General features: G+C 75.3%; 22 protein-coding genes. 13 read left to right on the forward strand and 9 right to left on the reverse strand.

Going from position 1 to position 24837, the window contains the following annotated elements:
* Positions 1-93: 93 nt before the first annotated feature.
* The 5 genes from GD632_RS13190 to GD632_RS13210 are packed head-to-tail and all read right to left on the reverse strand — an operon-like array spanning position 94 to position 5404.
* A complete protein-coding gene (locus GD632_RS13190) occupies positions 94-1386 on the reverse strand; it encodes a DUF58 domain-containing protein (protein WP_152192675.1) in 1293 nt (430 codons plus the stop codon).
* 46 nt (positions 1387-1432) lie between these two features.
* Positions 1433-2455, reverse strand: coding sequence for an AAA family ATPase (locus GD632_RS13195; protein ID WP_152192676.1), 1023 nt, complete (start codon positions 2453-2455; stop codon positions 1433-1435).
* On the reverse strand, positions 2452-3603 hold the full coding sequence (locus tag GD632_RS13200; RefSeq protein WP_152192677.1) for a DUF4350 domain-containing protein: 1152 nt from the start codon (positions 3601-3603) through the stop codon (positions 2452-2454). The genes GD632_RS13195 and GD632_RS13200 overlap by 4 nt, the downstream gene beginning before the upstream one ends.
* A complete protein-coding gene (locus GD632_RS13205; RefSeq protein ID WP_152192678.1) occupies positions 3600-4262 on the reverse strand; it encodes a DUF4129 domain-containing protein in 663 nt (220 codons plus the stop codon). The genes GD632_RS13200 and GD632_RS13205 overlap by 4 nt, the downstream gene beginning before the upstream one ends.
* Positions 4259-5404: a glycerophosphoryl diester phosphodiesterase membrane domain-containing protein gene (locus GD632_RS13210; protein ID WP_152192679.1), complete on the reverse strand. Its 1146-nt coding sequence runs from the start codon at positions 5402-5404 to the stop codon at positions 4259-4261. The genes GD632_RS13205 and GD632_RS13210 overlap by 4 nt, the downstream gene beginning before the upstream one ends.
* 119 nt (positions 5405-5523) lie before the next feature.
* On the opposite strand from GD632_RS13210, the gene mtrA reads away from it, so the two are divergent.
* From mtrA to GD632_RS13255, 9 genes are all read left to right on the forward strand, one after another.
* A complete protein-coding gene (mtrA, locus tag GD632_RS13215) occupies positions 5524-6207 on the forward strand; it encodes an MtrAB system response regulator MtrA (protein WP_152192680.1) in 684 nt (227 codons plus the stop codon).
* On the forward strand, positions 6204-7856 hold the full coding sequence (mtrB, locus tag GD632_RS13220) for an MtrAB system histidine kinase MtrB (RefSeq protein ID WP_152192681.1): 1653 nt from the start codon (positions 6204-6206) through the stop codon (positions 7854-7856). The genes mtrA and mtrB overlap by 4 nt, the downstream gene beginning before the upstream one ends.
* Positions 7853-9553, forward strand: a complete 1701-nt coding sequence (locus GD632_RS13225) for an LpqB family beta-propeller domain-containing protein (protein WP_152192682.1) — start codon at positions 7853-7855, stop codon at positions 9551-9553. The genes mtrB and GD632_RS13225 overlap by 4 nt, the downstream gene beginning before the upstream one ends.
* A gap of 282 nt (positions 9554-9835) precedes the next feature.
* Positions 9836-10609, forward strand: coding sequence for a ComF family protein (locus tag GD632_RS13230; protein ID WP_152192683.1), 774 nt, complete (start codon positions 9836-9838; stop codon positions 10607-10609).
* 357 nt (positions 10610-10966) lie between these two features.
* The gene (gene hpf / locus GD632_RS13235) at positions 10967-11602 is read left to right on the forward strand and encodes a ribosome hibernation-promoting factor, HPF/YfiA family (RefSeq protein ID WP_152192684.1); all 636 of its coding nucleotides are present in this window, start codon (positions 10967-10969) and stop codon (positions 11600-11602) included.
* A 214-nt stretch (positions 11603-11816) separates the two neighbouring features.
* Positions 11817-13073: a DNA glycosylase AlkZ-like family protein gene (locus GD632_RS13240; RefSeq protein WP_152192701.1), complete on the forward strand. Its 1257-nt coding sequence runs from the start codon at positions 11817-11819 to the stop codon at positions 13071-13073.
* Positions 13074-13146: 73 nt separating this feature from the next.
* Entirely contained in the window at positions 13147-16086 is a 2940-nt protein-coding gene (gene secA / locus GD632_RS13245) for a preprotein translocase subunit SecA (RefSeq protein ID WP_152192685.1), read from the forward strand.
* A gap of 150 nt (positions 16087-16236) precedes the next feature.
* Positions 16237-17424 carry an LLM class flavin-dependent oxidoreductase gene (locus GD632_RS13250; RefSeq protein ID WP_152192702.1) on the forward strand — a complete coding sequence of 396 codons (1188 nt, stop codon included), beginning with the start codon at positions 16237-16239 and terminating at the stop codon, positions 17422-17424.
* A gap of 20 nt (positions 17425-17444) precedes the next feature.
* On the forward strand, positions 17445-18062 hold the full coding sequence (locus tag GD632_RS13255) for an FMN reductase (RefSeq protein WP_152192686.1): 618 nt from the start codon (positions 17445-17447) through the stop codon (positions 18060-18062).
* A 4-nt stretch (positions 18063-18066) separates the two neighbouring features.
* Here GD632_RS13255 and GD632_RS13260 read toward each other — a convergent pair whose 3' ends face one another.
* Both GD632_RS13260 and GD632_RS13265 read right to left on the reverse strand, forming a co-directional pair.
* Positions 18067-18552, reverse strand: a complete 486-nt coding sequence (locus tag GD632_RS13260; protein WP_152192687.1) for an Rv3235 family protein — start codon at positions 18550-18552, stop codon at positions 18067-18069.
* Entirely contained in the window at positions 18549-19325 is a 777-nt protein-coding gene (locus GD632_RS13265; RefSeq protein ID WP_152192688.1) for a LysM peptidoglycan-binding domain-containing protein, read from the reverse strand. Before GD632_RS13265 ends, GD632_RS13260 begins: the two co-directional genes overlap by 4 nt.
* Positions 19326-19456: 131 nt before the next feature.
* Between GD632_RS13265 and GD632_RS13270 the strand changes: the two genes are divergently transcribed.
* On the forward strand, positions 19457-19966 hold the full coding sequence (locus GD632_RS13270; protein ID WP_152192689.1) for a DUF2642 domain-containing protein: 510 nt from the start codon (positions 19457-19459) through the stop codon (positions 19964-19966).
* Positions 19967-19973: 7 nt separating this feature from the next.
* Here GD632_RS13270 and GD632_RS13275 read toward each other — a convergent pair whose 3' ends face one another.
* Positions 19974-20189 carry a helix-turn-helix domain-containing protein gene (locus GD632_RS13275; RefSeq protein WP_152192690.1) on the reverse strand — a complete coding sequence of 72 codons (216 nt, stop codon included), beginning with the start codon at positions 20187-20189 and terminating at the stop codon, positions 19974-19976.
* 136 nt (positions 20190-20325) lie between these two features.
* Here GD632_RS13275 and GD632_RS13280 point away from each other — a divergent pair, with 136 nt between their 5' ends.
* Genes GD632_RS13280 through GD632_RS13290 form a run of 3 tightly spaced genes read left to right on the forward strand, consistent with a single transcriptional unit; the run spans position 20326 to position 22777 of the window.
* The gene (locus tag GD632_RS13280; protein ID WP_152192691.1) at positions 20326-20976 is read left to right on the forward strand and encodes a hypothetical protein; all 651 of its coding nucleotides are present in this window, start codon (positions 20326-20328) and stop codon (positions 20974-20976) included.
* Positions 20973-22259, forward strand: coding sequence for a nucleotide-binding protein (locus GD632_RS13285; RefSeq protein WP_152192692.1), 1287 nt, complete (start codon positions 20973-20975; stop codon positions 22257-22259). The genes GD632_RS13280 and GD632_RS13285 overlap by 4 nt, the downstream gene beginning before the upstream one ends.
* A gap of 35 nt (positions 22260-22294) precedes the next feature.
* Complete coding sequence (locus tag GD632_RS13290) at positions 22295-22777, forward strand: DUF6912 family protein (RefSeq protein ID WP_152192693.1); 483 nt, start codon at positions 22295-22297, stop codon at positions 22775-22777.
* A 4-nt stretch (positions 22778-22781) separates the two neighbouring features.
* Here the strand turns inward: GD632_RS13290 and GD632_RS13295 are convergent.
* A partial coding sequence (locus GD632_RS13295) for an SbcC/MukB-like Walker B domain-containing protein (RefSeq protein ID WP_226924868.1) occupies positions 22782-24837 on the reverse strand: 2056 nt, incomplete at its 5' end.

Below are 24837 nucleotides of genomic sequence, written 5' to 3' on the forward strand. Positions count from 1 at the left end.
GACCGACGTCCCGGACGCCCGGAGCGTCGCTCGACCCACCAATTGCGAAGGTGGCGGGGGCGGGGGCGGGGGCGGGGGGACGGGGCGGGGCGGTCAGAGGCGGCCGGCGGCTTTGAGGGCGAGGTAGGTGTCGGCGAGGGTGGGCGGGAGGTCGTCCGGGGTCGCCTCGACGACCTCGACGCCGCGACGGCGCAGCCGGGCCGCCGCGGCCGCCCGCTCGAGGGCGGCGCGCTCGGCGGCGGCGGCGTCGAAGACCTCCTCGCTCGTGCCGCGCCGGCGGCGGATCTCCTCGGCCTCGGGGTCCGCGGCGGAGGCGAGCACCACCTGGTGGTCCCGGGTCATCGCGCCGACGACGGGCAGCAGGTCCGACAGCACCGCGGCGGTGTCGAGCGCGGTGAGCAGGACGACGAGGGAGCGCTGGGAGAGCGCGTCGCGCACGGTCTGCGTCACCGTCGGCCAGCTCATCTGCACGAGGGAGGCCTCGACCGGCGCGAGACCCTCGGCGAGCGCCGACATGAGGCGTGGCCCCTGCACCCCCGACACCCGTGCCCGGACGGTGGAGTCGACGGCGACGACGTCGACCCGGTCCCCGGCCCGCGAGGCGAGCGCCGCGAGCAGGAGCGCCGCCTCGATCTGGGCCTCCAGCCGGGTCGCCTCCCCGAGCCGCGCGGCGGACAGGCGCGAGGAGTCGAGGACGATGAGGACGCGCCGGTCCCGCTCGGGCCGCCACGTGCGCACGACGACGTCACCGCCGCGGGCGGTGGCACGCCAGTCGATGGAACGGACGTCGTCGCCGATGACGTACTCGCGCAGGGAGTCGAACTCGGTGCCCTCGCCGCGGACCTGGACGGCGGCGCGGCCGTCCATCTCCCGCAGCCGAGCCAGCCGGGAGGGCAGGTGGCGGCGGGAGCTGAAGGCGGGCAGCACCCGCAGCCGGGCGGGGGCGGGCAGCGAGCGCTGCCGGGCGGCCAGGCCGAGGGGCCCGTGGCAGCGCAGGGTGACGAGGTCGGCCTCCCGGTCCCCGCGCCGGGTGGGGCGCAGCCCGGTCCGCACGCGCCGCGCCTCGCCGGCGGGCACCGTGAGGCGGTGCCGGTTGCGCTCGGCGCCGGCCGAGGGCACCCACGCGTCGCGGACGAGGAGCCGTGCGGTGCGGGTGCCGGTGTTGACGACGGTGAGCGTCGACGTCGCCGGCTCACCCAGCCGCACCGAGTGCGGGACCTCCCGCGCGGGCCGCAGCGCCCGCGGCGAGGCGGCGAGGACGAGGTCGAGGACCACGGCGAGCACGAGCAGGGCCGCCCAGGCGACCACCGTCGTCGTGCGCGGCACGAGCAGCACCGGCAGCACACCCGCGGCGGCGACGAGGACGGCGCGGCGGGTCAGCGCCATGCCACCTCCTCGGGCGTGGGTCGCGTGGGGAGCGGTCGCACGGCGCTCAGCGGGGGACGGGGACGGTGCGCAGCACGCCGTCGAGGACGGTCTCGGCGGTCACGCCCTCGAGCTCGGCCTCCGCGCGGAGCTGGACGCGGTGGCGCAGGGTCGCGTGGGCCAGGGCCTTGACGTCGTCGGGGGTGACGTAGTCGCGGCCGGTGAGCCAGGCCCAGGCGCGGGCGGTGGCGAGCAGCGCCGTCGCCCCGCGCGGGGAGACCCCGAGGGACAGCGACGGCGACGTGCGCGTCGCACGGCAGATGTCGACGACGTAGCCGAGCACCTCGGGCGCGACCTGGACTCGGGCGACCTCCTCGCGGGCGGCCGCGAGGTCCGCCGGCCCGGCCACCGGCCGCACGCCGGCCCCGGCGAGGTCGCGCGGGTCGAAGGCGTGGGCGTGCCGGTTGAGCACCTCGATCTCGTCGCTGCGCTCGGGCAGCGGGACGAGGAGCTTGAGGAGGAAGCGGTCCAGCTGCGCCTCGGGCAGCGGGTAGGTGCCCTCGTACTCGACCGGGTTCTGGGTGGCGATGACCATGAAGGGGTCGGGCAGCGGGCGCGGCTGACCGTCGACGGACACCTGCCGCTCCTCCATCGCCTCGAGCAGCGAGGCCTGCGTCTTCGGCGGGGTGCGGTTGATCTCGTCGGCGAGCATGAGGTTGGTGAAGACCGGCCCCTCGCGGAACGAGAACGCCGCCGACCGCGAGTCGTAGACGAGGGAGCCCGTGACGTCCCCGGGCATGAGGTCCGGGGTGAACTGCACCCGGGTCGTGGCCATGTCGAGGCTCGCCGCGAGCGTGCGCACGAGGAGGGTCTTGGCCACCCCGGGCACCCCCTCGAGCAGGACGTGCCCGCGGCACAGCAGGCCGATGACCAGGCCGGTCACCGCGGCGTCCTGGCCGACGACCGCCTTGCCGACCTCCTGCCGGAGCGCGGCCAGCCGGGCACGCGGAGAGTCGGGCGCCGGGGCGGGGGCCGGGGGTCGGACCGGCTCTTGCGTGGGCGGCGGGGGCTCGGGGGTGTGGGTGCTCACGACGGGTGGACCTCGCTTTCCAGGGTGTCGAGCTCGCGGGTGAGTCCGGTGAGCTCGGCGTCGGACGTCGGGGGTGGGCCGTACAGGAGGGTGCCGACCGCGGCCTCCTCGCGCCCGGTGGCGCGGGCGACGGCGGCGACGAGCACCTCGGCCCGCGCCGAGGGCGGCACGCCGAGGCGGGTGGCCATCCGGGTCGCGCAGCCGGCGCGCAGCCCGGCGGCGGCATGGGCGTGGTCGCGGGCGCGGCGGTAGAGCCGCCCGCGCCCGAGGGTCGTCTCGGCGGAGCGGACGACGACGGGCATCGGCTCGGTCACCACGCGCCCGAGCCGCCGCCCGCCCCAGAGGACGACGACGACGGCGAGCACGAGCAGCTGCACGCCCAGCGCCCGGACGGTGGGCGGGACGAGTGCGGCCGTGCTGCCGTCGTCGTCGCCCACGGTGTCGCCGATGGTCGGCAGGTACCAGACGAGCTCCTCGTTGGCGCCGAGCAGGCGCAGCACGAGCGCGGCGTTGCCGGCGTCGGCGAGGTGCTCGTTGCTCATGAGGGTGGTGTCGGCGAGCAGGGCGACGTCGCGGCCGTCCTGCTCCCAGGTGGCGAGCGCGCCCGCCCCGTCCGCCGTCGGGAAGCACAGCTCGACGTCCTCGCTCAGCGGCACGACGCCGCCGACGCTGCGGGACAGGGTCCCCGCAGCGGTCGCGTCCGGGTCCGCGCACGCGGCGGGGACGGGCTCGTCGCTGCCCGCGGGGGAGGGCTCGACCCTGTCGGTCAGCGGCTCGAGGTCGGGCAGGAAGGTGGGCTGGCCGAGGACGAGGTCGGCCCCGGTGTCGCGCACGGCGGCGAGCTGGTCGTCGTCGAGCCGTCCGGTGACCGTCACGAGCAGGGTGGTGCCGGGGCCGGCCACCCGGACGGCGTCGTCGGTCGTCGAGACGGTGCGGATCCGCACGCCCTGCTCGCGCAGGATCGTCGCGGCGGCCTGCGCCCCCGCCGGCTCCGGGTTGTCCGGCGCGAGCGGCACGGCGGACGTCGACCCGCGGCCGACGACGACCGCGACCACCGCGGCGACGGCGAAGAGCGCGGCGACGACGACGAAGAGCACCGGGCGCCGTTCGCGGCGGGGCGTCTCCTGCGCGAGGACGTCCGCGCTCATCGCACCGCCGCCCACGTCGCGCCGACGGCCACCGGGCTGACCGGCCGGCTGCGGGCGACGACGGCGCCGAGCTCCCGCAGGCGGGTGTCCTCCGCCTCCCCGGGCGCGGTGGAGCCGTAGCAGACGTCGTCGAAGAGGCGGCCGGCCCAGGTGAGCCCGTCCGCGCAGTCGGGCAGCTGCCGGGCGGCGGCGGTGCTCGCCTCGTGGGCGGTGAGCCCGGGGCGGTCGTCGAGGACGGCCCGCTCGTCGAGGGAGCGGATGACGGCGCGGAAGCGCATGAGGACGGCCTGGGCCCAGTCGCGGCGGCGGGCCGCGGCGTCCGCGGCGGCCGTGAGGTCCTCGCTCGTGGCGTCGGCGTCGTCGAAGACGGCGTGGGAGGCGCCGGGACCGCCGCGGCGGCGGGCGCGGAGAGGGCCGGCGAGGTAGAGGGCGACGGCGAGCAGGACGGCGGCCCCGACGACGACGACCACCGGCACGAGGTTGGGCGGGGCGCTCACGTCGAGCTCGAGGAGCCGCTGCAGCTGCTCGAGGACCCAAGCCCAGGCTCGCTCGAGGAGGTTCGGCTCGTCGGAGTACACGCCGCGCGAGAGCTCCTCCTCAGCCCAGCGGCGCGCCTCGTCCGCGTCCGGCTCGACCGGCACACCCAGCCGCCCGCTCATCCGCCCTGCGCCGCGCGGGCGAGCTCGACGTCCAGGCCCTCCTTGCGCATCCGCACGTCGATGTAGAGGAGGGCGAGCACGGCGGCCATGACGGGGATGGAGACCGCCGAGCCGACGAGCGACCCGATCGAGGACAGGATGAGCGGCACCAGGACGTCGCCCTGGACGGCGAAGACGCTCCCGAACATCGAGAACGGCACCGACAGGATGCTCACGAGGACGGTCACGAGGACGACGGTGAGGAGCATGATCCCGAAGAGCCGCCAGAAGCTGCCCCGGGTGAGCCGCCAGGACCGGGCGATCGAGGCGAAGACGCCGGTGCCCTCGAGCATGATCACGCAGGTGGCGAGCATCAGCCGGACCGCGAAGAACGCGACGACGCCCGCGAGGAGCAGGAACAGGAGGGGCACGAGGAGGACGAGCGCGAGCACGCCGTCGTCCGAAACCTCGGCGAGCGCGACGGCGAGGAGGATGACGAGCGCGCCCGCCCCGACGACGGCCACCACACCGGCGACACCGAGGAGGAGGGACAGGGCGACGAGCCGCCACAGGCGCCCGCGCGCCCGCTGCCACACCTGCCCGAGGCTGATCTTCCGGCCCAGGACGGACTCGCTGACCGAGAGGATCGCCAGGCCCTCGAGGACGAGGGTGGCGAGGCTGACGGCGGCCGAGCTGAGGAGCACCCCGGCCATGGCGCCGACGCTGAAAAAGGCCTCGAGCTCGACGACGCCCGCCTGGGCGGCCCGCTCGATCCGGCCGACCGCCGCCGCCGTGAAGCCGAGCTGGATGACGGCCCCGATCCCGACGACGATGATCGCCAGGCCGAACATCACCAGCGGGTTGCTGCGGATGGCGCGGAAGGCGCCGTCGTAGATCTCCCCGAGGGTGAGCGGGCGCAGCGGGATGATGCCCGGCTGTGCCGCCGGCGGCACGAAGCCCGGGCCGTAGTAGCCGCCCTGCCCGGGCGGCTGGCCGTACTGGCCGTACTGGCCCGGCGGCGGCAGGGGCTGGCCCTGCTGGCCCTGGGGTGGCGGGGCCTGCTGGCCGTACTGGCCGTACTGGCCGTACTGGCCGTACTGCTCGCCCGAGGGCGCGCCCGGCGGGTGGGACGCCGGCTGTGGCTGGCCTGGTTCCTGGCTCATCGATCCCTCCGCACTCTCAGCGGTCATCGTGCCACGGACGGGCGGCGCGCCGGAGCGGTGGTGCACGACATGGCCCGAGGCTCACCGGATTCGCCGCCCCGGGTGCGACGATAGTGGGCATGAACGCTCGAATTCTCGTGGTCGACGACGACACCGCGCTCGCGGAGATGATCGGCATCGTGCTGCAGGGCGAGGGCTACGACACCGTGACGTGCCCCGACGGCTCGCAGGCGCTGGAGATGTTCCGCGCCGAGGAGCCCGACCTCGTCCTCCTCGACCTCATGCTCCCCGGCATCGACGGTATCGAGGTGTGCCGGCTCATCCGCGCGGAGTCGGGCGTCCCGGTCGTCATGCTCACGGCCAAGTCCGACACCATCGACGTCGTCGCGGGCCTCGAGGCCGGGGCGGACGACTACATCCCCAAGCCCTTCAAGCCCAAGGAGCTCGTCGCGCGGGTCAAGACGCGCCTGCGCAGCACGACCGGCCCGCAGACCGAGCGGCTGACGATCGGGGACCTCGCCATCGACGTCGCCGGCCACCAGGTCACCCGCAACGGTGAGTCCATCGCGCTCACCCCGCTCGAGTTCGACCTGCTCCTCGCGCTGGCCCGCAAGCCCTGGCAGGTCTTCAGCCGCGAGGTGCTCCTCGAGCAGGTCTGGGGCTACCGGCACGCCGCGGACACCCGGCTCGTCAACGTCCACGTCCAGCGGCTGCGCGCCAAGATCGAGAAGGACCCGGAGAACCCGGAGGTCGTCGTCACCGTCCGTGGTGTCGGGTACCGGGCGGGCAGCTCGCAGCGGTGAGCCTCCAGCCGCAGGGGGAGCCCGGCACCCGCGGGTGGGCCGGTCGCGTCGTCGACCGCTGGCGCTCCTCCCTGCGGCTGCGGGTCTCGACGACGACGGTGCTCGTCGGCGTCGCGGCCCTCGTCCTCCTCGGTGCGGTCGTCACCGTGACGATCCGCGACGGCCTCTTCGAGGCGCGCCGCGACGAGATCCTCGCCGACGCGACCGCGCGCACCCGTTCGGCGCAGCAGAGCTTCGACGCGGCGATCGCCAACACCGGGCCGCAGGTCCAGGAGCTGGCCTACAACCTCGTGGCGGGCAGCCGGGCGGGGGGCAGCGGCGTCGTCGGCAGCATGCTTTTGCGCAGCCCCGACGAGTCCGCCCAGGTGCTCATCAACGAGGCGGTCCTGCCCGAGCGGCTCCTCGACGGCGCGGTCCTCACCGAGGAGATGCGCACGGCGGTCGCCGGCGGCGGGCAGCACTGGCAGTCCATCTCCCTGCCGCTGGGCACGGGCGGAGGGCCGGGCATCATCGTCGGCTCGGAGGTCACCCTGCCGGTCGTCGGCACCCACGAGCTCTACACCGTCTACACCCTCGGCCCGGAGGAGGACACCCTCACGCTCGTCATCCAGGTGCTCGGCGCCGGGGCGGTCGTCCTCCTCATCTTCCTCGGCGCGATGACGTGGTTCATCGCCCAGCGGGTCCTCGGTCCGGTGCGGCAGGCCGCGCGGACCGCCGAGCGCCTCGCCGACGGCCTCCTGGACGAGCGGCTCGACGTCCGCGGCCACGACGAGCTCGCCACCCTGGGCCGCACCTTCAACGAGATGGCCGAGAGCCTGCAGGACCAGATCGAGCGGATGGCCGAGCTGTCGCGCCTCCAGCAGCGCTTCGTCTCCGACGTCTCCCACGAGCTGCGCACCCCGTTGACGACGATCCGGATGGCCAGCGAGGTCCTCCACGCCAGCCGCGAGGACTTCGACCCGGCCGCGCGCCGCTCCGCCGAGCTGCTCCAGACCCAGCTCGACCGCTTCGAGCAGATGCTCGCCGACCTCCTCGAGATCAGCCGCTTCGACGCGGGTGCCGCCCTCCTCGACGTCGAGGAGCGCGACCTGCAGGACGTCGTCGCCCACGCCGTCGAGCTCGCCGCCCCGCTCGCCGAGCGCACCGGGTCGTCGATCACCGTCACCGGCCCGGGGCGCCCGTGCACCGCCGACATCGACCCCCGGCGCGTGGACCGCATCGTGCGCAACCTTCTCGTCAACGCGATCGAGCACGGGGAGGGCCGGCCGATCGAGATCGCGGTGGGGGTCAACGAGGTGGCGGTGGCCGTCGTCGTCCGGGACCACGGCACCGGGATGACCCCCGAGGCCGCCAGCCGGGTCTTCGACCGCTTCTGGCGCGCCGACCCCGCCCGGGCCCGGACCACCGGCGGCACGGGTCTGGGCCTGTCGATCTCGATGGAGGACGCGCGGCTGCACGGCGGCACCCTCGAGGCGTGGGGGCGGCCCGAGGAGGGCGCCGCCTTCCGTCTCACCCTGCCGCGGCGGGCGGGCCTCGTCATCTCCTCCGCCCCGCTCCCGCTCCACCCCGGCGAGGTCGCCACCGAGCCCGTCGCCGACGACGCCGGACCCACGTCCGTGCCCGACCTCGAGAACTTGGGGGGCCGATGAGCACCGTGCCGACCCGTCGCCGGGTGGTGGCGCGTCTCGCGGCCGCCGTCACCGCCGCCGTCCTCGCCGCCGCCGGCTGCGTGAGCCTGCCCGACTCCGGCCCGGTGACGGCCGCCGACCCCGTCCCCCAGGCGGGCAGCTCGGTGGCCCTCCTCGCCTACGGGCCCACGCCGGACGCGACCGCCAACCAGATCGTCCAGGGGTTCCTCCGGGCCGTCGCCGCCGGTGGGGGCGACGAGTTCGCCGTCGCCCGCGAGTACCTCGCCGGCCCGGCCGCCGAGACGTGGAACCCGCGCGCGCAGGTCCGGGTCTACACCGCCCGGGACGTCACCTACTCCCAGGCCGAGGACGGCGCCGTCCGGGCCAGTGCCGTGGCGGCCGCGAGCGTCGACTCCCAGGGCCGCTACACCGAGGCCGCGCCCGACTCCGTCATCGAGCTCGACTTCACCCTCGCCCGCACCGCGAGCGGGCAGTGGCGCATCGTCGACCTCGACGACGGCATCCTCGTCTCCCCGGTCGTCTTCGAGGCCCAGTACGACCAGTACCAGCTCTACTTCCTCAGCCCCGACGGTGAGGCGCTCGTCCCCGAGGTGCGGTGGTACCCCGACCGCAGCGCCAGCACCCTCATCGTGCGCCACCTGCTGGAGGGCCCCTCGCCGTGGCTGGCCGGCGGCGTCACCACCGCCGTGCCCAGCGGCACCCGGCTGGCCGAGGACACCGTCACGGTGACCGACGGCGTCGCGGTCGTCGACCTCACCTCCGAGCCCCTGGCCGCCGAGCCCGCCCAGCGTGCGCTCATGGTCGCCCAGCTCCAGGAGTCGCTGCGCAGCGTCCCCGCGATCCAGTCCGTCGACGTGCGGGTGGGCTCCAGCCGTCTGCCCCTCGAGGGGGAGAGCCCCCAGCTGCTGCGCAACCCCTACGTCACGGGCAACCCCGTGGTCGTCGCGGACGGTCAGGTGCAGCGCTTCACCGGCTCCGAGCTCGTCCCGCTCCCCGCGTCCAGCATCGTCGACGACCCGCGCACACCCGCGCTCCCGTACGACGACACCTCCGGCCGGCCGGTGGTCCTCGACGGCACCGACCGCCTCGTCAGCCTCCCCACCGAGGACGACGGCGGCGCGCTGCTGCTGACGGGCCGGGACCTCGTGCCCCCGTCCGTCGACCGGCACGGCTGGGCCTGGACCTCCCCACGCGCCGGTGACGGCAGGCTCCGCGCGGTCCAGCCGAACGGTGTCGTCGCCGAGGTCGACGCGAACTGGCTCGACGGCACCCAGGTGCTCGCGGTCCGCATCTCCCGGGACGGGACCCGCGCCGTCGTCGTCCGGCGCAACGACGACGTCGCCCATGTCGAGGTCGCCGCCGTCCTGCGGGACGCCGACGCCCGGCCGCTCGCCCTGGGTGACCCGGTGCGCGTGGGGGAGTCGCTCACCGACGCGCTCACGGCCACCTGGGTGGACGAGCGGACGGTCGGGGTGCTCGGCACGAGCGGCGCGGAGCCGGCGGTGGCCGTCCACCTCGTGACGATCGGCGGGCCGAGCGCCGACCTGCCGCCCGTCGCGGACGCCACCCGGCTGACCGCCGCGACCGGTGACCGCACGATCGTCGTCGGCACCGAGGCCGGCGAGCTGTACGAGCGCAACGGCCTGGGCTGGACCCTCGCCGCCAGCGACGTCCGCGACCCCGCCTACCCCGGCTGACCGCCGCCCACCACACCCGCCCCCTGTCGCCGAGAGCCGACTTGTCGCCGACAGCCGACTTCTGGCCGAGAGCCGACTTGTCGCCGAGAGCCGACTTGTCGCCGACAGCTGACTTGTCGCCGAGAGCTGACTTGTCGCCGAGAGCCGACTTCTCGCCGAGAGCTGACTTGTCGCCGAGAGCTGACTTACCGACGCTGCTCCCCAGCCGACGCTGGGGCACGTTCGGCCACGCCGGACCTCGTGTCGTCGGCCATGGCACCGGGCCGACGTCACGCTGGGCGCATGTCGCCCGCCACCACCGGCTCCGCCCGCGCGGCGCGGACGCTCGCGGAAGCGTTGGCACTCGTGCTGCCCGCAGACTGCGCCGGCTGCGGCGCCTGGGACGTCGCAGTGTGTCCGGCCTGCCGCGAGCTGGTCTCCCTCACCCCCGTGCGCAGTGACGGGGACGCCCCGATGCTCAGCCTCCCAGGTGACGCTGGCCCGTTGCTGCCGGTGTGGTCGCTGGCCGACTACGTCGGGCCCGTTCGGGGGCTGGTCGTCGCGTGGAAGCGCACCGGCCGGGCGGACGTGGCCCGCGCGCTCCTCGAGCGTGCCGATCGCGGCGCGAGGGTGTGGGCGCACGACCCGGAGCTCGCGCTGACGGGTAGCGGCGACGTCGTCGTCGTGCCAGCTCCGTCGGGGCTGCGACGCCGGCTGCGCGGTGCGCTCGTCACCGCCGACCTCGCCGACGCCGTCGCTGCCGGGATCGCCGCCTCCGGTGCCGTCGAGCCCGGGCGCACGGTGCGCTCGGCCGACCTCCTGCGCCGGTCCGGCGGCCGACGTCACCAGTCCGGTCTGGGCGTCCGCGCCCGAGCGCGCAACCGGGTCGGCGGGGTACGGGTGCTGGCAGCGCCGGGCCCAGGCGCCGTCGTCGTCCTCGTCGACGATGTGCTCACGACGGGGTCGACGCTTGCTGCCTGCGCGCGGGCACTCGTCACCTCGGGGACCCGGGTGGCCGGAGCGCTCGTCGTGGCGGCCACCCCACCGCCCGGCCGGACGCCGGTTGCTCGCGCCTGAGCACCGGCGGTAAGTCGGCTGTCGCCGAGAAGTCGGCTGTCGGCGGTAAGTCGGCTGTCGGCGGTAAGTCGGCTGTCGCCGGTAAGTCGGCTGTCGGCGGTAAGTCGGCTGTCGGCGTTAAGGCGGCTGTCGGCGGTAAGTCGGCTGTCGGCGGGATGGCGGGGTGGGACCGGCATCCCAGGTCAGCGGAGCGAACCTCGACTAACGTTCATGTATGGACGCCCTCTCGCCCCGCCGGTCCCGGCCGGAGGTCCGCGAGCTCCCAGGAGAGGAGGTGCCAGACAGCTTCCTCACCCGCCACAGCAGGCGGGACGCACCAGGAACCGACTAGGTTCCACTCTCTCTACGGAGGTCACCATGGACATCGCCGTTGTTGCCCGTAACACCGAGGTCGCGGACCGTTTCCGCACGCACCTGGAGGACAAGCTCTCGAAGGTCGAGCAGCTCGCCCCGCGCGCGCACCGCATCGAGGTGGAGATCACCCGGGAGCAGAACCCGCGGTTGGCCGACCAGGCCGAGCGCGTGGAGCTCACGGTGATCGACCGGGGCCCGACCGTCCGCGCGGAGGCCGCCGCGGACGACCGGTACGCCGCCCTGGACATGGCGACGACGAAGCTCATGGAGCGCCTGCGCCGATCGCGCGACCGGCGCAAGAACCACCACCGTCGTGACGCCGCCAAGGTGCCGACGCCCCTGCCCGACACCCTGCCGGAGGTGGTCGAGGAGGAGGCGCCGAGCGCGCCGACCCCGCCCACCGAGCCCGGGGTCGCCGTCGAGGCGCAGCTCGGGGACTCGCCCGTCGTCGTGCGCCAGAAGCTGCACGACGCCATCCCGATGACTGTCGACCAGGCCCTCTACGAGATGGAGCTGGTCGGCCACCCGTTCTACCTCTTCATCGACGAGGAGACGAAGCAGCCCTGCGTGGTCTACCACCGCCACGGCTGGACGTACGGCATCATCCGGCTCAACCACGAGGTCCAGGTCCAGGCCTGACGAGCACGACGACGGCGGGCCGCGACACACGTCGCGGCCCGCCGTCGCGCCCGGCCGGGGAGCCGGCCCCCGGGGGGGGCCCCCCAGCCCCGCGCCGCGGCCCGCCCCCCCCGCCCCGCCCCCGCCCCCCCCCCCCCCCCTCGGGCGCCCCCCCCCCCCGCCCCCCCCCCCCCGCCGCGCCCGGCCGGGTAGCGTCACCCGGGTGACGCGCACGATGAGCCTCGCCCAGGCCCGCCGCGTGGCGATCGCGGCCCAGGGACTGGACCGGCCCCGCCCCCGGACCGTGACGATGCGCCACCTCACGGGCACCCTCGAGCGCACCGGGCTGCTCCAGATCGACTCCGTCAACGTCCTCGCCCGCGCCCACCTGCTGCCGCTGCTCGCCCGGCTCGGGCCCTACGACACGGCGCTCGTCGACCGCGCCTCCGGTCGCGCACCGCGACGGATGGTCGAGGCCTGGGCGCACGAGGCCTCCTACCTGCCGGTCGAGACCTACCCGCTCGTCGCGGGGACCCGCCGGCGATGGGCCGGTATGGACCCCGTCGACATGGAGGTCCGCCACCCCGGCCTGCTGCGGCTCGTGCTGGACGTCGTCGCCGAGCGCGGCCCGCTGACCGGGCGGGAGGTGGAGGGGCTCGTCGACACCCGCTACACGGAGCGGGGGGAGGGCTGGGGCTGGCGCTGGAGCGCCGCCAAGACCGCGCTCGAGACGCTCTTCGACACCGGCGAGATCACCGCCGCCCGCCGCAACGCCCAGTTCGAGCGGGTCTACGACCTCACCGAGCGGGTCCTGCCGCCCCACGTCCGCGACCGCCCTGCGCCCGCGCCGGAGGACGCCGTCCGCGAGCTCGTGCGCATCTCCGCCCGTGCCCACGGCCTGGGCACCCTGCGCTGCCTCGCCGACTACTTCCGCCTCGGCCAGCGCGTCACCCGCCGCGCGGTCGACGAGCTGGTGGACGCCGGTGAGCTCCTCCCGGTCACGGTGACCGGCTGGGACCGGCCCGCCTGGATGCACGCCGCCGCGCGTGTCCCCCGGCGCACCACGGCGCGCGCCCTGCTCGCGCCTTTCGACCCGCTCGTCTTCGAACGCCGGCGCCTCCTCGAGCTGTTCGGCATGCACTACCGCATCGGCATCTACACCCCGGCCGCCCAGCGCACCCACGGCTACTACGTCCTGCCCTTCCTCCTCGGGGAGCACCTCGTCGCCCGGGTCGACCTCAAGCACGACCGCGACGGCGGACGCCTCCTCGTGCGCCACGCCTTCCACGAGCAGCCCCGGGCCGGTGACGCCGTCTCCTGGCCCGCGCCCGCCGTCGTCGTCGCGCAGCTGGCGGCGGAGCTCGCGACGACGGCGCGGTGGCTCGGTGCGGACACCGTCGCCGTGGACGACGACGCGGGCGGCGACCTGGTCCGTCCGCTCGGAGCGGAACTGGACGGGGTTCGGCAGACGGACGCAGACGCTTACCATTGACGGCAGGCGTGCGCACAGACGGTGCGCCCGACGCCGTCAACGGCGCCGACTGTCGAACCGGGAGTGGAACCGCGTGGCTTCGATCCTCAGCAAGATCTTGCGCATGGGCGAGGGACGGGTGCTCAAGCAGCTCACCGCGATCGCCGACCAGGTCAATGCGCTGGAGGAGAGCGTCAGCGGTCTCACCGACGCCGAGCTGCGCGCCGAGACGGACCAGTTCCGGGAGCGGCTCGCCGCGGGGGAGACCCTCGACGACCTCCTGCCCGAGGCCTTCGCCACCGTCCGCGAGGCGGCCAGGCGGACCCTCGGCCAGCGGCACTTCGACGTCCAGGTCATGGGCGGCGCGGCCCTGCACCTGGGCAACATCGCCGAGATGAAGACCGGTGAGGGCAAGACCCTCGTCGCCACGCTGCCCGCCTACCTCAACGCGCTGACCGGCAAGGGCGTCCACGTCGTCACGGTCAACGACTACCTCGCGAGCTACCAGGCCGAGCTCATGGGCCGCGTCTACCGCTTCCTCGGGCTCACCACGGGCGTCGTCCTGTCCGGCCAGAAGCCCGACGAGCGGCGCAAGCAGTACGAGGCCGACATCACCTACGGCACGAACAACGAGTTCGGCTTCGACTACCTGCGCGACAACATGGCGTGGTCCACCGCCGAGCTCGTCCAGCGCGGCCACCACTTCGCGATCGTCGACGAGGTCGACTCGATCCTCATCGACGAGGCCCGCACGCCGCTCATCATCTCCGGCCCCGCGTCCGGCGACTCCAACAAGTGGTACACCGAGTTCGCGCGCCTCGCCGCGCGCCTCAAGCGCGACGACGACTACGAGGTCGACGAGAAGAAGCGCAACGTCGGCGTGCTCGAGACCGGCATCGCCAAGGTCGAGGACCACCTGGGGATCGACAACCTCTACGAGTCGCTCAACACCCCGCTCATCGGCTTCCTCAACAACGCCCTCAAGGCCAAGGAGCTGTTCAAGCGGGACAAGGACTACATCGTCACCGACGGCGAGGTGCTCATCGTCGACGAGCACACCGGCCGCGTGCTGGCCGGGCGCCGCTACTCCGAGGGCATGCACCAGGCGATCGAGGCCAAGGAGGGCGTGCAGATCAAGGCGGAGAACCAGACGCTCGCCACGATCACCCTGCAGAACTACTTCCGTCTGTACGACAAGCTCTCGGGCATGACCGGTACCGCCGAGACCGAGGCGGCGGAGTTCTCCAGCACCTACAGCATCGGTGTCGTGCCGATCCCGACGAACCGGGGCATGCAGCGCATCGACCAGCCCGACCTCATCTACAAGAACGCCCAGGTCAAGTACAAGGCGATCGTCGAGGACATCGTCGAGCGCCACGCCGCCGGCCAGCCTGTGCTCGTCGGCACGACGAGCGTGGAGAAGTCGGAGCTGCTCTCCACGCTCCTCAAGCGCAAGGGCGTCCCGCACGAGGTCCTCAACGCGAAGAACCACGCCCGTGAGGCGGCGATCGTCGCGATGGCGGGCCGCAAGGGCGCCGTCACCGTCGCGACGAACATGGCCGGCCGCGGCACCGACATCATGCTCGGCGGCAACGCCGAGCACATCGCGATCGACACCCTCCGCCAGCGCGGCCTCGACCCCGAGGAGAGCCCCGAGGAGTACGAGGCCGCGTGGCCCGAGGCCCTCGAGGAGGCCAAGCGGTCGGTGGCGTCGGAGCACGAGGAGGTCGTCGAGCTCGGCGGTCTGTACGTCCTGGGCACCGAGCGCCACGAGTCCCGCCGCATCGACAACCAGCTGCGTGGACGCTCCGGCCGGCAGGGCGACCCGGGCGAGTCCCGGTTCTACCTGTCGATGGAGGACGACCTCATGCGGCTGTTCAACTCCGGGCTCGCCATGCGGGTCATGGACGGCTCCGCCTTCCCCGACGACATGCCCCTCGAGGCGAAGATGGTCTCCCGCGGGATCGCGTCCGCACAGGCGCAGGTCGAGGGACGCAACTTCGAGATCCGCAAGAACGTCCTCAAGTACGACGACGTCCTGTCCCGCCAGCGCACCGTCGTCTACGAGGAGCGCCGCCGGGTGCTCGAGGGCGAGGACCTGGAGGACCAGGTCCAGAGCTTCCTCGACGACGTCGTCTCCGGGCTCGTGCGTGAGTACACCGCCGCGCCGGACTCCGACACGTGGGACCTGGAGACCCTGTGGGCCGAGCTCGGTCGCGTCTACCCGGTGTCCATCACCGCCGAGGACGTCATCGAGGAGGCCGGGGGCCAGAACCGCCTCACCGCCGACATGCTCGTCGAGGAGCTGCGCTCCGACATCCACCTCGCCTTCCAGCGTCGCGAGGAGGAGCTGACCCCGGGCGTCATGCGCCAGCTCGAGCGCCGCGTCGTCCTCTCCGTGCTCGACCGCAAGTGGCGCGAGCACCTCTACGAGATGGACTACCTCAAGGAGGGCATCGGGCTGCGCGCCATGGGGCAGCGCGACCCGCTCGTGGAGTACCAGCGCGAGGGCTACCAGCTCTTCCAGGCGATGAACGAGGCCATCAAGGAGGAGGCGGTCAGCTACCTCTTCAACCTCGAGGTCACGGTCCAGCAGCCGGAGGACGCAGCGGCCGGCAACGGTCAGGGCGTCACCGCCGCTGCCGCCGCCCAGACCGCTGCCGCCGCCCGCCTGGGCGCCACCGCGGCGGGCACCGACGGCGCGGGTGACGGCAAGCCCTCCGGTCGTCGCGCGGGAGCGAAGTCCGTGACCGCCAACAGGTCCGCGGGGGCGCCCGCGGAGGCCGACGGCGGTGCCGCGGCGCCGGCCGCGTTCGGCGGGCCGCAGATCGTGGGGCTCGAGGAGCCGCAGCGGCCCACCGCGCTCACCTACACCGCCCCGTCCGCCGACGGCGACACGCGCCCCACCGTCCGCACCGACGGAGCCAAGGGCGCGGCCGCCGGGAGCGGGGACGCCGGAGCCGCGCAGGCCGCCGCCGGCGGGGGCAACCGCGAGGCGCGTCGGCGCGCCGCCAAGGCCGCCAAGAAGCGCTGACCGACCACGGACGCCCCGCACTGCCGCGCAGTGCGGGGCGTCCGCACGTCTGGGTGACGGACGCCTCACCGCCGTCGGAATAGACCACGGGCGTCGGCCGTTTCACCGGCTGTACATGCATACGCATCGAACTTGAGGGGCTGGCACATCATGCAGTTCGGGATCTTCACCGTCAGTGACGTCACGACCGACCCCACGACGGGGCGCACGCCGGACGACACGGAGCGGGTGCGGGCCATCCTCACCATCGCCGAGCACGCCGACCAGGCGGGGCTGGACGTCTTCGCCACGGGCGAGCACCACAACCCGCCGTTCGTCGCGTCCTCGCCGACGACGATGCTCGGCTACCTGGCGGGGCGGACGACGAACATCACGCTGTCCACGGCCACGACGCTCATCACGACGAACGACCCCGTGAAGATCGCCGAGGATTACGCGATGCTCCAGGTCATCAGCGAGGGCCGCATGGACCTCATGATGGGCCGCGGCAACACCGGGCCGGTCTACCCGTGGTTCGGCAAGGACATCCGCCAGGGGGTCAACCTCGCCGTGGAGAACTACGCGCTGCTCCGGCGCCTCTGGGAGGAGGAGGTGGTGGACTGGCAGGGCAGGTTCCGCACGCCGCTCCAGGGCTTCACCGCCACCCCACGCCCGCTCGACGGCGTGCCGCCCTTCGTGTGGCACGGCTCGATCCGCACGCCGGAGATCGCCGAGCAGGCCGCGTACTACGGCGACGGCTTCCTCCACAACAACATCTTCTGGCCCCTCGAGCACACCGAGCGCATGGTCCAGTACTACCGGCAGCGCTACGAGCACTACGGCCACGGCCGCGCCGACCAGGCGATCGTCGGGCTCGGCGGCCAGTTCTTCGCCCGCAAGAACTCCCAGGACGCATGGAACGAGTTCCGCCCGTACTTCGACAACGCCCCCGTCTACGGCCACGGCCCGTCGATGGAGGACTTCACCCGCGAGACCCCGCTGACCGTCGGCTCGCCCCAGCAGGTCATCGACCGCTACGCGACCATGCGTGAGCACGTCGGGGACTACCAGCGCCAGCTGTTCCTCATCGACCACGCCGGCCTGCCGCTCAAGACCGTGCTCGAGCAGATCGACATCCTCGCCGAGGACATCGTCCCCGCCCTGCGGGAGATCAACGACTCCCAGCGTCCGGCGCACGTGCCCTCCGACCCGCCCAGCCACGCCGAGCGCGTCGCCCGGGCTCGCACCGAGGGCAGGGCCGGTGACGCGCACGTCGCCGGTGAGGACCGCTGGACCGGCCGCCGCGCCGAGGACGAGGCCGCTGCCACCGCCACGCGCGGTGCCGCCTTCGGCCTGTGACCCACGAGGAGAGAACCGCCATGACCACCCGCACCATCGCCGTCGTCTCCGCCGGCCTCAGCCAGCCCTCCTCCACCCGGATGCTCGCCGACCGGCTCGCCCAGGCGACCACCGACGCGCTCCGCGAGCGCGGGGTGGCGGCCGAGGTCGTGACGATCGAGCTGCGCGACCTCGCCCACGGCATCACCGACGCCATGCTCACCGGGTTCCCCACCGGGGAGCTGCGCAGCGCCCTGGAGACCGTCACCGGCGCGGACGGGGTCATCGCCGTCACCCCGGTGTTCATGACGAGCTACTCGGGCCTGTTCAAGTCCTTCGTCGACATCATCGACAAGGACGCCCTGCGTGAGGTGCCGGTGCTCATCGGCGCCACCGGCGGGACGCCCCGGCACTCGCTCGCCACCGAGTACGCGATGCGCCCGCTCTTCGCCTACCTCCACGCCGACGTCGTCAGTACCGCGGTCTTCGCGGCCACCGACGACTGGGCCGGGCAGGGCGACGACGTCAACCCGCTGCCCGCGCGCATCCAGCGGGCCGGCCGCGAGCTCGCCGGCACGGTCGCCGCCCGCCCGGCGCGGGCCGCGGGCGCCGACGAGTTCGACGCCGTCCCCGACTTCGCCGACCTCCTCGGCCGGTAGCCGCTCACCCGATCTCCAGGGCGGTGGCCCGCCAGCGCCCGCGGTGGCACTCCACCCGGACGGCCGCCGCCCGGATGCGCACGCCGTCGTGGACGACGACGGCGGCCTCGTGGACCCCGGGCCGCACCTCGGTGCAGCGCACCCTGCGGACCCGGGCGCACAGGGCGGGGTCGGGGCGCCCGAGGATCCGCACCGCCAGCCCGGCCCGCCGCGCGAGCGACTCGTAGAGGTCGGCACTGAGCCACCGGGCCAGCTGCGCGGTGGGCCGGCTGCCGGTGAGCACCTCGACCGCGGCGCGCACGAGCGTGCCGGCCCACGGGCCGACGGGCGGCAGGCCGCTGAGCTCCGGCCCGGCCGGGGGTGGGTCCGCGGCCTCGGCCGGCGTCTGCGCGCTGAAGCGCACCCGGTCCCACGACCGGGCCACCTCGAGGCTCGGCGGGGCGGGACGCGGGGGCGCGGGCGCGGTGAGCGGTGGGGCGAGCGTCGTCATCGCTGCTCCTCGGTCTCGGGGGCCAGCAGGTGCTGGCCCGGGTGGATGAGGTGGGGGTTCGCGCCGACGACGGCGCGGTTGGTCTCGTGCCAGCGCGGCCACTCGGCCGCGACATCGGCGTCGGAGGCGCCCTCGCCCAGGTGGGACCGCGCGATCGACCACAGCGAGTCACCGGGCCGCACGACGTGCGCGGCCGCGCCGGGAGCATGGGCGGCCGGCCCGCCGCTCGGGCGGTCCGCTGCACCGCCGGCGGGTTGGCTGCCGTCCGTGACGGCCGCGACCGTGCGCGGCGCTGCGGACGCTGACGTCTCCGGGCCCGGCTCCTCCGGCAGCCCCGCCGGCGGCTCCGGCGCGGGCGCCTCGGGCTCCGGGCCGGGGTCGGACAGGGCGCCGATCCCCGGCCGCAGGTCGTGGGGGACGGTGTCGTCCGTCGCCGGGCCTGCGACCGCCGGGACGGCGGCCAGCGCCAGCCCCGCACCGACGCCGACGGCAGCAGCCCGCCGCAGCACGGGCGCACCGGCCACCGTGACGACGGCACGCAGGCCGCGGGCGAGGCGGGGTGCACGGGTGCTCAGCTCGACGAGCCGCGCCAGCACGAGGGCGGTGGCCGACAGCGCGTACCAGGCGGCGACGAGCGCGCCGCCCGCCGCCGTGCCGAGTGCGACGGCGTCGTCCACGCGCACGACCCCGCGTGCTCCGAGCTCGGCGGACCACGCACCGAGGAGTGCTGCGGCGAGCAGGGCGACGGCGGCCAGAGCGGCTGTCCGGAGCATTCGTGCCTCCGCGTGCTGACGGATGGTGGCGTTTGATGTCGTTTGGTGCTGCTTGACTCACATGTGTACGCCTTCGCGGGGCGGGTGTCCAGGGGGAGCGGGCGGGTGTGGACGGGCACTACCGTGGGCCGATGCGGTGGGAAGCCCTCTTCGACGACCTCGAGCGCCAGTTCCTCCAGGCCTCCCGGCTGGCCGAGGACGAGGAGGTCGCCGACCTCGCCGAGGCGGAGCAGGCGCAGGTGTCCCTCGCGGACCGGCTCCGTGCCCGTCACGGCCACGAGGTCGCCCTGCGCCTGCGGGACGGCAGCGACGTGCGGGGCACCGTCCTCGACGCCGCCGTGCAGTGGCTGCTCGTCGCCGAGGCAGGTCGCCGCGTCCTCGTCCCCACCTCCGCGGTGGCGGCGGCGCGGTCACTGGGCGCGGCGGCTCCGGAGGCGCCCGTCGTCGAACGTCGACTGCGGCTGACGCACGTGCTGCGCGCCGTGGCGCGTGAGCAGAGCGAGGTCGTCGTGCGGACGACCGCGGGGGACTACCGGGGCCGCCTCACGCGCGTGGCCGCGGACCACGTGGACGTCGAGGCCGAGCCGGGCACCGCCGTCGCCGTCGCGCTGGCGCACGTGCTGGCGGTGCAGACGGCCTGAGAACGGCTCAGTCGCCGAGGTCCTCCCCGCGGGCGACGGCGGAGCGCGTGCGGGCGTACTGCCGCTGGATGTACTCCTCGAGGACGACCGCCTCCACGCGCCACACGCCTCGGCCACCCACCTGGATCGCGGGGAGGTCGCCCGAGCGCACGAGGGAGCGGGCCTGCGCCACAGACACCGACAGCTCCTCGGCGACGTCCGCGAGGGTGAGGAAGCGCGCCATAGCCCCAGTCTCTCACCGGGGCGGTGCCCGGCGGAGCACCCTGTGCACAGGCGGGTCGGAGCGAACACTGTGGAGAACGCCTCCGCGCCGGGTCCTGAGCGGGCACGATAGGCCCAGACGCGCGGAGGGGAGTGCGATGAGCGACGACGACGCAGCGCAGCGGCTGAGGCGCCCCAGCTGGCGCGACCCGCGCCTGGGCGTGGGGGTCCTCCTCGTCGCCGCCTCGGTGGCGCTGGGGAGCTGGGCGGTGGCCCGCGCCGACCGCACGACCGACGTCCTCCTCGCCGTCGAGGCGCTCACTCCCGGTGACCGGCTCGTCGACGCCGAGCTGCGGCCCCACGCGGTGCGCCCGGACGGTCTTGCCGGTGCCTACGTCGCGGCCGGTGAGGATCTGCCCGACGACGCCGTCGTCACCCGGGTGGTCGGAGCCGGGGAGCTCGTGCCGGCCGCCGCCGTCGGCAGCTCGGCCGAGGTGGACCTGCGTCCGGTCGTCATCGGCCTGCCCGGCGCCGCCCCCAGCGGTGTCGTCAAGGGGGCGGCCGTCGACCTGTGGGTGACGGCGACCGCCGCCCCCGGGCTGCGGGAGGAGAGCGAGCCGGAACCGCCGCGGCTGCTCGCCGAGCAGCTCCTCGTGTCGGACCTCCTCGAGGCCGACTCGCTCTTCGCGGGCGCCGGCGGCTCGGCCGTCCAGGTCCTCGTCCCGAGGACGGAGCTGCCCGCCGTCCTCGCGGCGCAGAGCGGGGAGGCGCAGATCGTCGTCGTCCCTGTCCCGGGCGGCGGCCCGTGACGACCGGTGTGCTCCTCGCGCTCACCGGCCCGGAGGAGGCCGAGCTCGTCTCCCTGCTCGACGCCGCCGGCACCGGCCTGCAGGTCGTGCGGCGCTGCGCCGACGTGCCCGAGGTCGTCGCCGCCGCGCTGGCGGGGCTGGGCTCCCTCGCCGTGCTGTCGGCCGAGCTGCCCGGGCTGGACCGCCCCGTGCTCCGCCAGCTCGCGGGCAGCGGGGTGCGCACCGTCGTCGTCGCCGCCGAGCAGGACGCCGAGCGGTGCCGGGCACTGGGCGCGACGGCGGTCACCTGGGAGGGGGCGGGGGCCGCGGAGTGGTCGCGCGTCGTCGCCGAGGTCGCCGGCAGCGAGCCGGCACAGGTCGCCGCACCGACCCTTCCCGCCCCCGCGGGCGAGGATGCCGACGACCCGGTCGGCCGTGTCGCCGTCGTGTGGGGGCCGCGGGGCTCGCCCGGGCGCACGACCGTGGCCGTCAACCTCGCCCAGGAGCTCGCCGGCCGCGGTGAGGTGCTCCTCGTGGACGCCGACACCGAGGCGCCGAGCGTCACCCAGGTGCTCGGCGTCCTCGACGAGACGGCGGGGATCGCGGCGGCGGCGCGGCTGGCGGGTGACGGCCGGCTCGACGGCGGCGCCCTCCTCTCCCTCACCCGACGCCTGGACCGCGGACCGCGGCTGCTCACCGGCCTCACCCGGGCCGACCGGTGGCGCGAGCTGCCCGCCGCCTCCCTCGACGTCGTGTGGGAGCGCGCCCGGGAGGTGGCCGGATGGACGGTCGTGGACGTCGGGGCGGGGATCGACGACCCGGTCGGCGGCCTGACCGCCGGGATCGCCCCGCGCCGCCACCAGGCGGCGCTCTCGGCGCTGCGGGCGGCCGACGTCGTCGTCGTGGTCGGTGCCGGTGAGCCGGTGGGGATGCACCGCCTCGTCATGGCGCTGCAGGAGCTGGCGGAGTCCGGCGCCAGCGCGCCGCACGCCCAGCGCGTGGTCGTCGTCAACCGGGTCCGTGGCTCGGCGACGGGCGCGAACCCCGAGCAGGCGGTCGTCGAGTCCCTGGCCCGCTTCGCCGGGGTCAGCGCGCCGGTGCTCGTGCCGGACGACCGGCCGGCGCTCGACCGCGCCGTGCTGCGTGGCGCCACGCTCGCGGAGGTCGCCCCCGGCAGCCGGGCGCGCGTGGCCCTGCAGGAGCTGGCGGACCGGGTGGCCGGCCCGGCGGCGGGGACCCGCGCCCGCCGCAGGGGGCGGCGACCGGGTCGGGTGTTCCGGGCGGCCCGCACCGGCGCGGGATGACGGCCTTTCGTACGTCCGTGCGGGAGAATGCCGGTATGCGGATCTACCTGCCCGCCACGAGCGCGGACCTCAGCCGACCGGCCGGTGTGCCGCCGCGCTGGGCCCACGCGGTGACCGCCGAGCTGCGGCGGGCGCTGCCGGACGAGGACGACGAGGGCCTGGAGGAGAGCGCGATGCTCGCCGCCGCGGACGAGAGTGTCGTCCACCTGCGGGCGGCGTCCTCCGCGGTGCCCCGGCGGGTCGTCATCGCGGCGGACGTGGCCGAGGCCGGCGTCGTCGTGCCGGAGCGGGTCCGCTCGTGGCAGGAGGGCGACGACCAGCTGCCCAGCGCCGTCGAGGTGCGTGCGATCGTCCCGTGGACGGACGTGGTGAGCATCCACGTCGACGAGCCCGGAGCGGAGGGGGACGTCGCCGCCGCGCTGACGGACGACGCCGCCGTGGACCGTGCCGCCGAGCACGACCTCCTGTGGCACGACATCGTCGAGCGCGAGGTGCTCGCCCGCGAGCTGCGCGGCTGACCGCTCAGGCCCGCACGGTCAGCGTCGAGGCACCGGACCCCAGCCGGCGCACCTCGATGCGGTCGGCGATGCGGTCCTTGAGCTCGCTGACGTGGCTGACGATGCCGACGGCACGTCCGCCGGACTGGAGCCGGCTCAGCTCGCCGAGCACGCCGTCCAGGGTGTGCGGGTCGAGGGAGCCGAAGCCCTCGTCGATGAAGAGGGTGTCCAGGGAGATCCCGCCGGCCTCGCTGGTGACGACGTCCGCCAGGCCCAGCGCCAGGCACAGGGAGACGTAGAAGGTCTCGCCGCCGGAGAGCGTGTGCGGGTCGCGGCTGGTCTCGGTGACGTGGTCCTGCACTGCCAGCCCGAGCCCGGCCTTGCGCGAGCGTCCCTCGCGCTCGTCGATCCGGGTGAGGGAGTAGCGGCCGTCGGACATGACGGCGAGGCGGTCGTTCGCGGCGGCGACGACGTCCTCGAAGCGGCGCAGCAGCACGAAGGTCGACAGGGTGGTCGCGCGGGCGTTGCCCTCCCCGGCGGCGGCGAGCTCGCCCATCCGCAGCACCGGGGCGGCGCGCTCCGTGACGGCGCGGTGCCGGTCGAGGACGTCGGTGAGGGACCCGTGGCAGCGGCGCAGGCGGGTGAGGGAGTCCGTGGCCCGGCCCGCGGCCTCGGTCGCGGCGATGAGGGCGGCGTGCCGCTCGGCGTGGACGGCCTCCGCGTCCGCGACCCGTGGGTCCTCCTCGCCCGTGAGCGAGGCGATCGGGGCCTCGGCCAGGCACTCGCGCACCCGGGCGGTGGCGGCGCCGTGCTCGGCGACCTCCCGCTCGAGCTCGGCCATCCGGGCGGCGGGCAGCTGGGCGGCGGCGGCCTCCGCGGCGTCGGCGAAGCCCGACTCGGTGAGCGCGGACGCCAGGGCCGCGGCCGTCTCGTCCTGGCGGCGGCGGGCCGCGTGGAGCGCGTCGCGGGCCTCCACGACCCGCCGCGCCGAGCCGAGCCGGCTCTCGATCCGCCGGGCACGCGCCGCGACGGAGCCGGCCTCCGCGGCGCCGCGGCCGCAGCGCTCACGGTCGGCGGCGAGCGCGGCACGCCGGCCCCGCAGCTCCTCGGTGGCGGCGGTGAGGGCGTTCTCCTCGCGGCCCACGGTCTCCCGGAGATCCTCGGTCTGCTCGTCGAAGACGGCGAGCTCCTGCTCGCGCAGCGCCGCGAGGCGGACGGCGTCCTGCGCGTCGGTGAGCTCCTGCTGCGCTGCGACCAGGGCGCCCTCGGCGTCCGCGAGGGACGCGCCGCCCGAGGCGTCCTGCGCGGCACGGAGGCGGGCCTCGGCCTGGGCACGGGCCTCCCGGGCGGTTCCGAGGGTGTCCTCGGCCCGTGCCCGCCGCGCGGCGGCGGCGTCGACGTCCTCGGCGGTGGCGTGCTCGGGGGAGCGCGGCGCAGGGGCAGGGTGCTCGGTGGCGCCGCACACGGTGCAGGGCACCCCTGGCTCGAGCTCGGCGGCGAGGCTGCCGGACATCCCGGCGATCCACCGGCCGCGCACGGCCTGCTCCGCCTGCCCCGCCCGGGTGGCGTCGTCCGCGGCGGACGTGACGGCGCCCTCCGCCGCGACCAGCTCGGTGAGGCGCTGCTCGACGTGCCGGGCGGCGTCCCGGACCGCGCGGCAGCTCGCGACCCTGGCCTCGGCGGCGGGCACGCTCATCGCCTCGCGCTGGATGCGGGTGAGCGCCTCGGACAGCCGCTCGCGCTGCCTCGGGCGTCCGGCGAGCACCGTCCGGCGGTCCGCCAGGGCGGCGTGCCGCTCGGCGAGGGCGGCGACGTCCGCCTCGATCGCGTCCTGGCGGGCGGCCAGCCCGGCCTCGAGCTCGAGCAGCTCGACGAGGCTGCCGCGCTCCCCGGTGAGCTGGGTGATGACCTCGCGCAGGGCGGTGAGGCCGAGGTCGGTGAGATCGGCGTCGGGGCCGTCGGTGGAGGCGGCACACACCTGCGCCAGCTGCTCCTCGGCCTGCTCGGCGGCGGCCCGCGCCGCCGCCGCGGCGCGCAGCGCCCCGGCGGCCACCGCGGCTCGTCGCGCGGCCGCGAGCTCC

This window comes from Georgenia satyanarayanai, assembly GCF_009193135.1.
GTDB classification, from domain to species: domain Bacteria; phylum Actinomycetota; class Actinomycetes; order Actinomycetales; family Actinomycetaceae; genus Oceanitalea; species Oceanitalea satyanarayanai.

Coding starts and splice junctions, on each gene's coding strand:
- GD632_RS13190 (WP_152192675.1), bottom strand. CDS start 1,386: ATGGCGCTGACCCGCCGCGCCGTCCTCGTCGCCGCCGCGGGTGTGCTG.
- GD632_RS13200 (WP_152192677.1), bottom strand. CDS start 3,603: ATGAGCGCGGACGTCCTCGCGCAGGAGACGCCCCGCCGCGAACGGCGC.
- GD632_RS13205 (WP_152192678.1), bottom strand. CDS start 4,262: ATGAGCGGGCGGCTGGGTGTGCCGGTCGAGCCGGACGCGGACGAGGCG.
- GD632_RS13210 (WP_152192679.1), bottom strand. CDS start 5,404: ATGAGCCAGGAACCAGGCCAGCCACAGCCGGCGTCCCACCCGCCGGGC.
- mtrA (WP_152192680.1), top strand. CDS start 5,524: ATGAACGCTCGAATTCTCGTGGTCGACGACGACACCGCGCTCGCGGAG.
- GD632_RS13225 (WP_152192682.1), top strand. CDS start 7,853: ATGAGCACCGTGCCGACCCGTCGCCGGGTGGTGGCGCGTCTCGCGGCC.
- GD632_RS13230 (WP_152192683.1), top strand. CDS start 9,836: ATGTCGCCCGCCACCACCGGCTCCGCCCGCGCGGCGCGGACGCTCGCG.
- hpf (WP_152192684.1), top strand. CDS start 10,967: ATGGACATCGCCGTTGTTGCCCGTAACACCGAGGTCGCGGACCGTTTC.
- GD632_RS13240 (WP_152192701.1), top strand. CDS start 11,817: ATGAGCCTCGCCCAGGCCCGCCGCGTGGCGATCGCGGCCCAGGGACTG.
- GD632_RS13250 (WP_152192702.1), top strand. CDS start 16,237: ATGCAGTTCGGGATCTTCACCGTCAGTGACGTCACGACCGACCCCACG.
- GD632_RS13255 (WP_152192686.1), top strand. CDS start 17,445: ATGACCACCCGCACCATCGCCGTCGTCTCCGCCGGCCTCAGCCAGCCC.
- GD632_RS13260 (WP_152192687.1), bottom strand. CDS start 18,552: ATGACGACGCTCGCCCCACCGCTCACCGCGCCCGCGCCCCCGCGTCCC.
- GD632_RS13265 (WP_152192688.1), bottom strand. CDS start 19,325: ATGCTCCGGACAGCCGCTCTGGCCGCCGTCGCCCTGCTCGCCGCAGCA.
- GD632_RS13270 (WP_152192689.1), top strand. CDS start 19,457: ATGCGGTGGGAAGCCCTCTTCGACGACCTCGAGCGCCAGTTCCTCCAG.
- GD632_RS13275 (WP_152192690.1), bottom strand. CDS start 20,189: ATGGCGCGCTTCCTCACCCTCGCGGACGTCGCCGAGGAGCTGTCGGTG.
- GD632_RS13280 (WP_152192691.1), top strand. CDS start 20,326: ATGAGCGACGACGACGCAGCGCAGCGGCTGAGGCGCCCCAGCTGGCGC.
- GD632_RS13290 (WP_152192693.1), top strand. CDS start 22,295: ATGCGGATCTACCTGCCCGCCACGAGCGCGGACCTCAGCCGACCGGCC.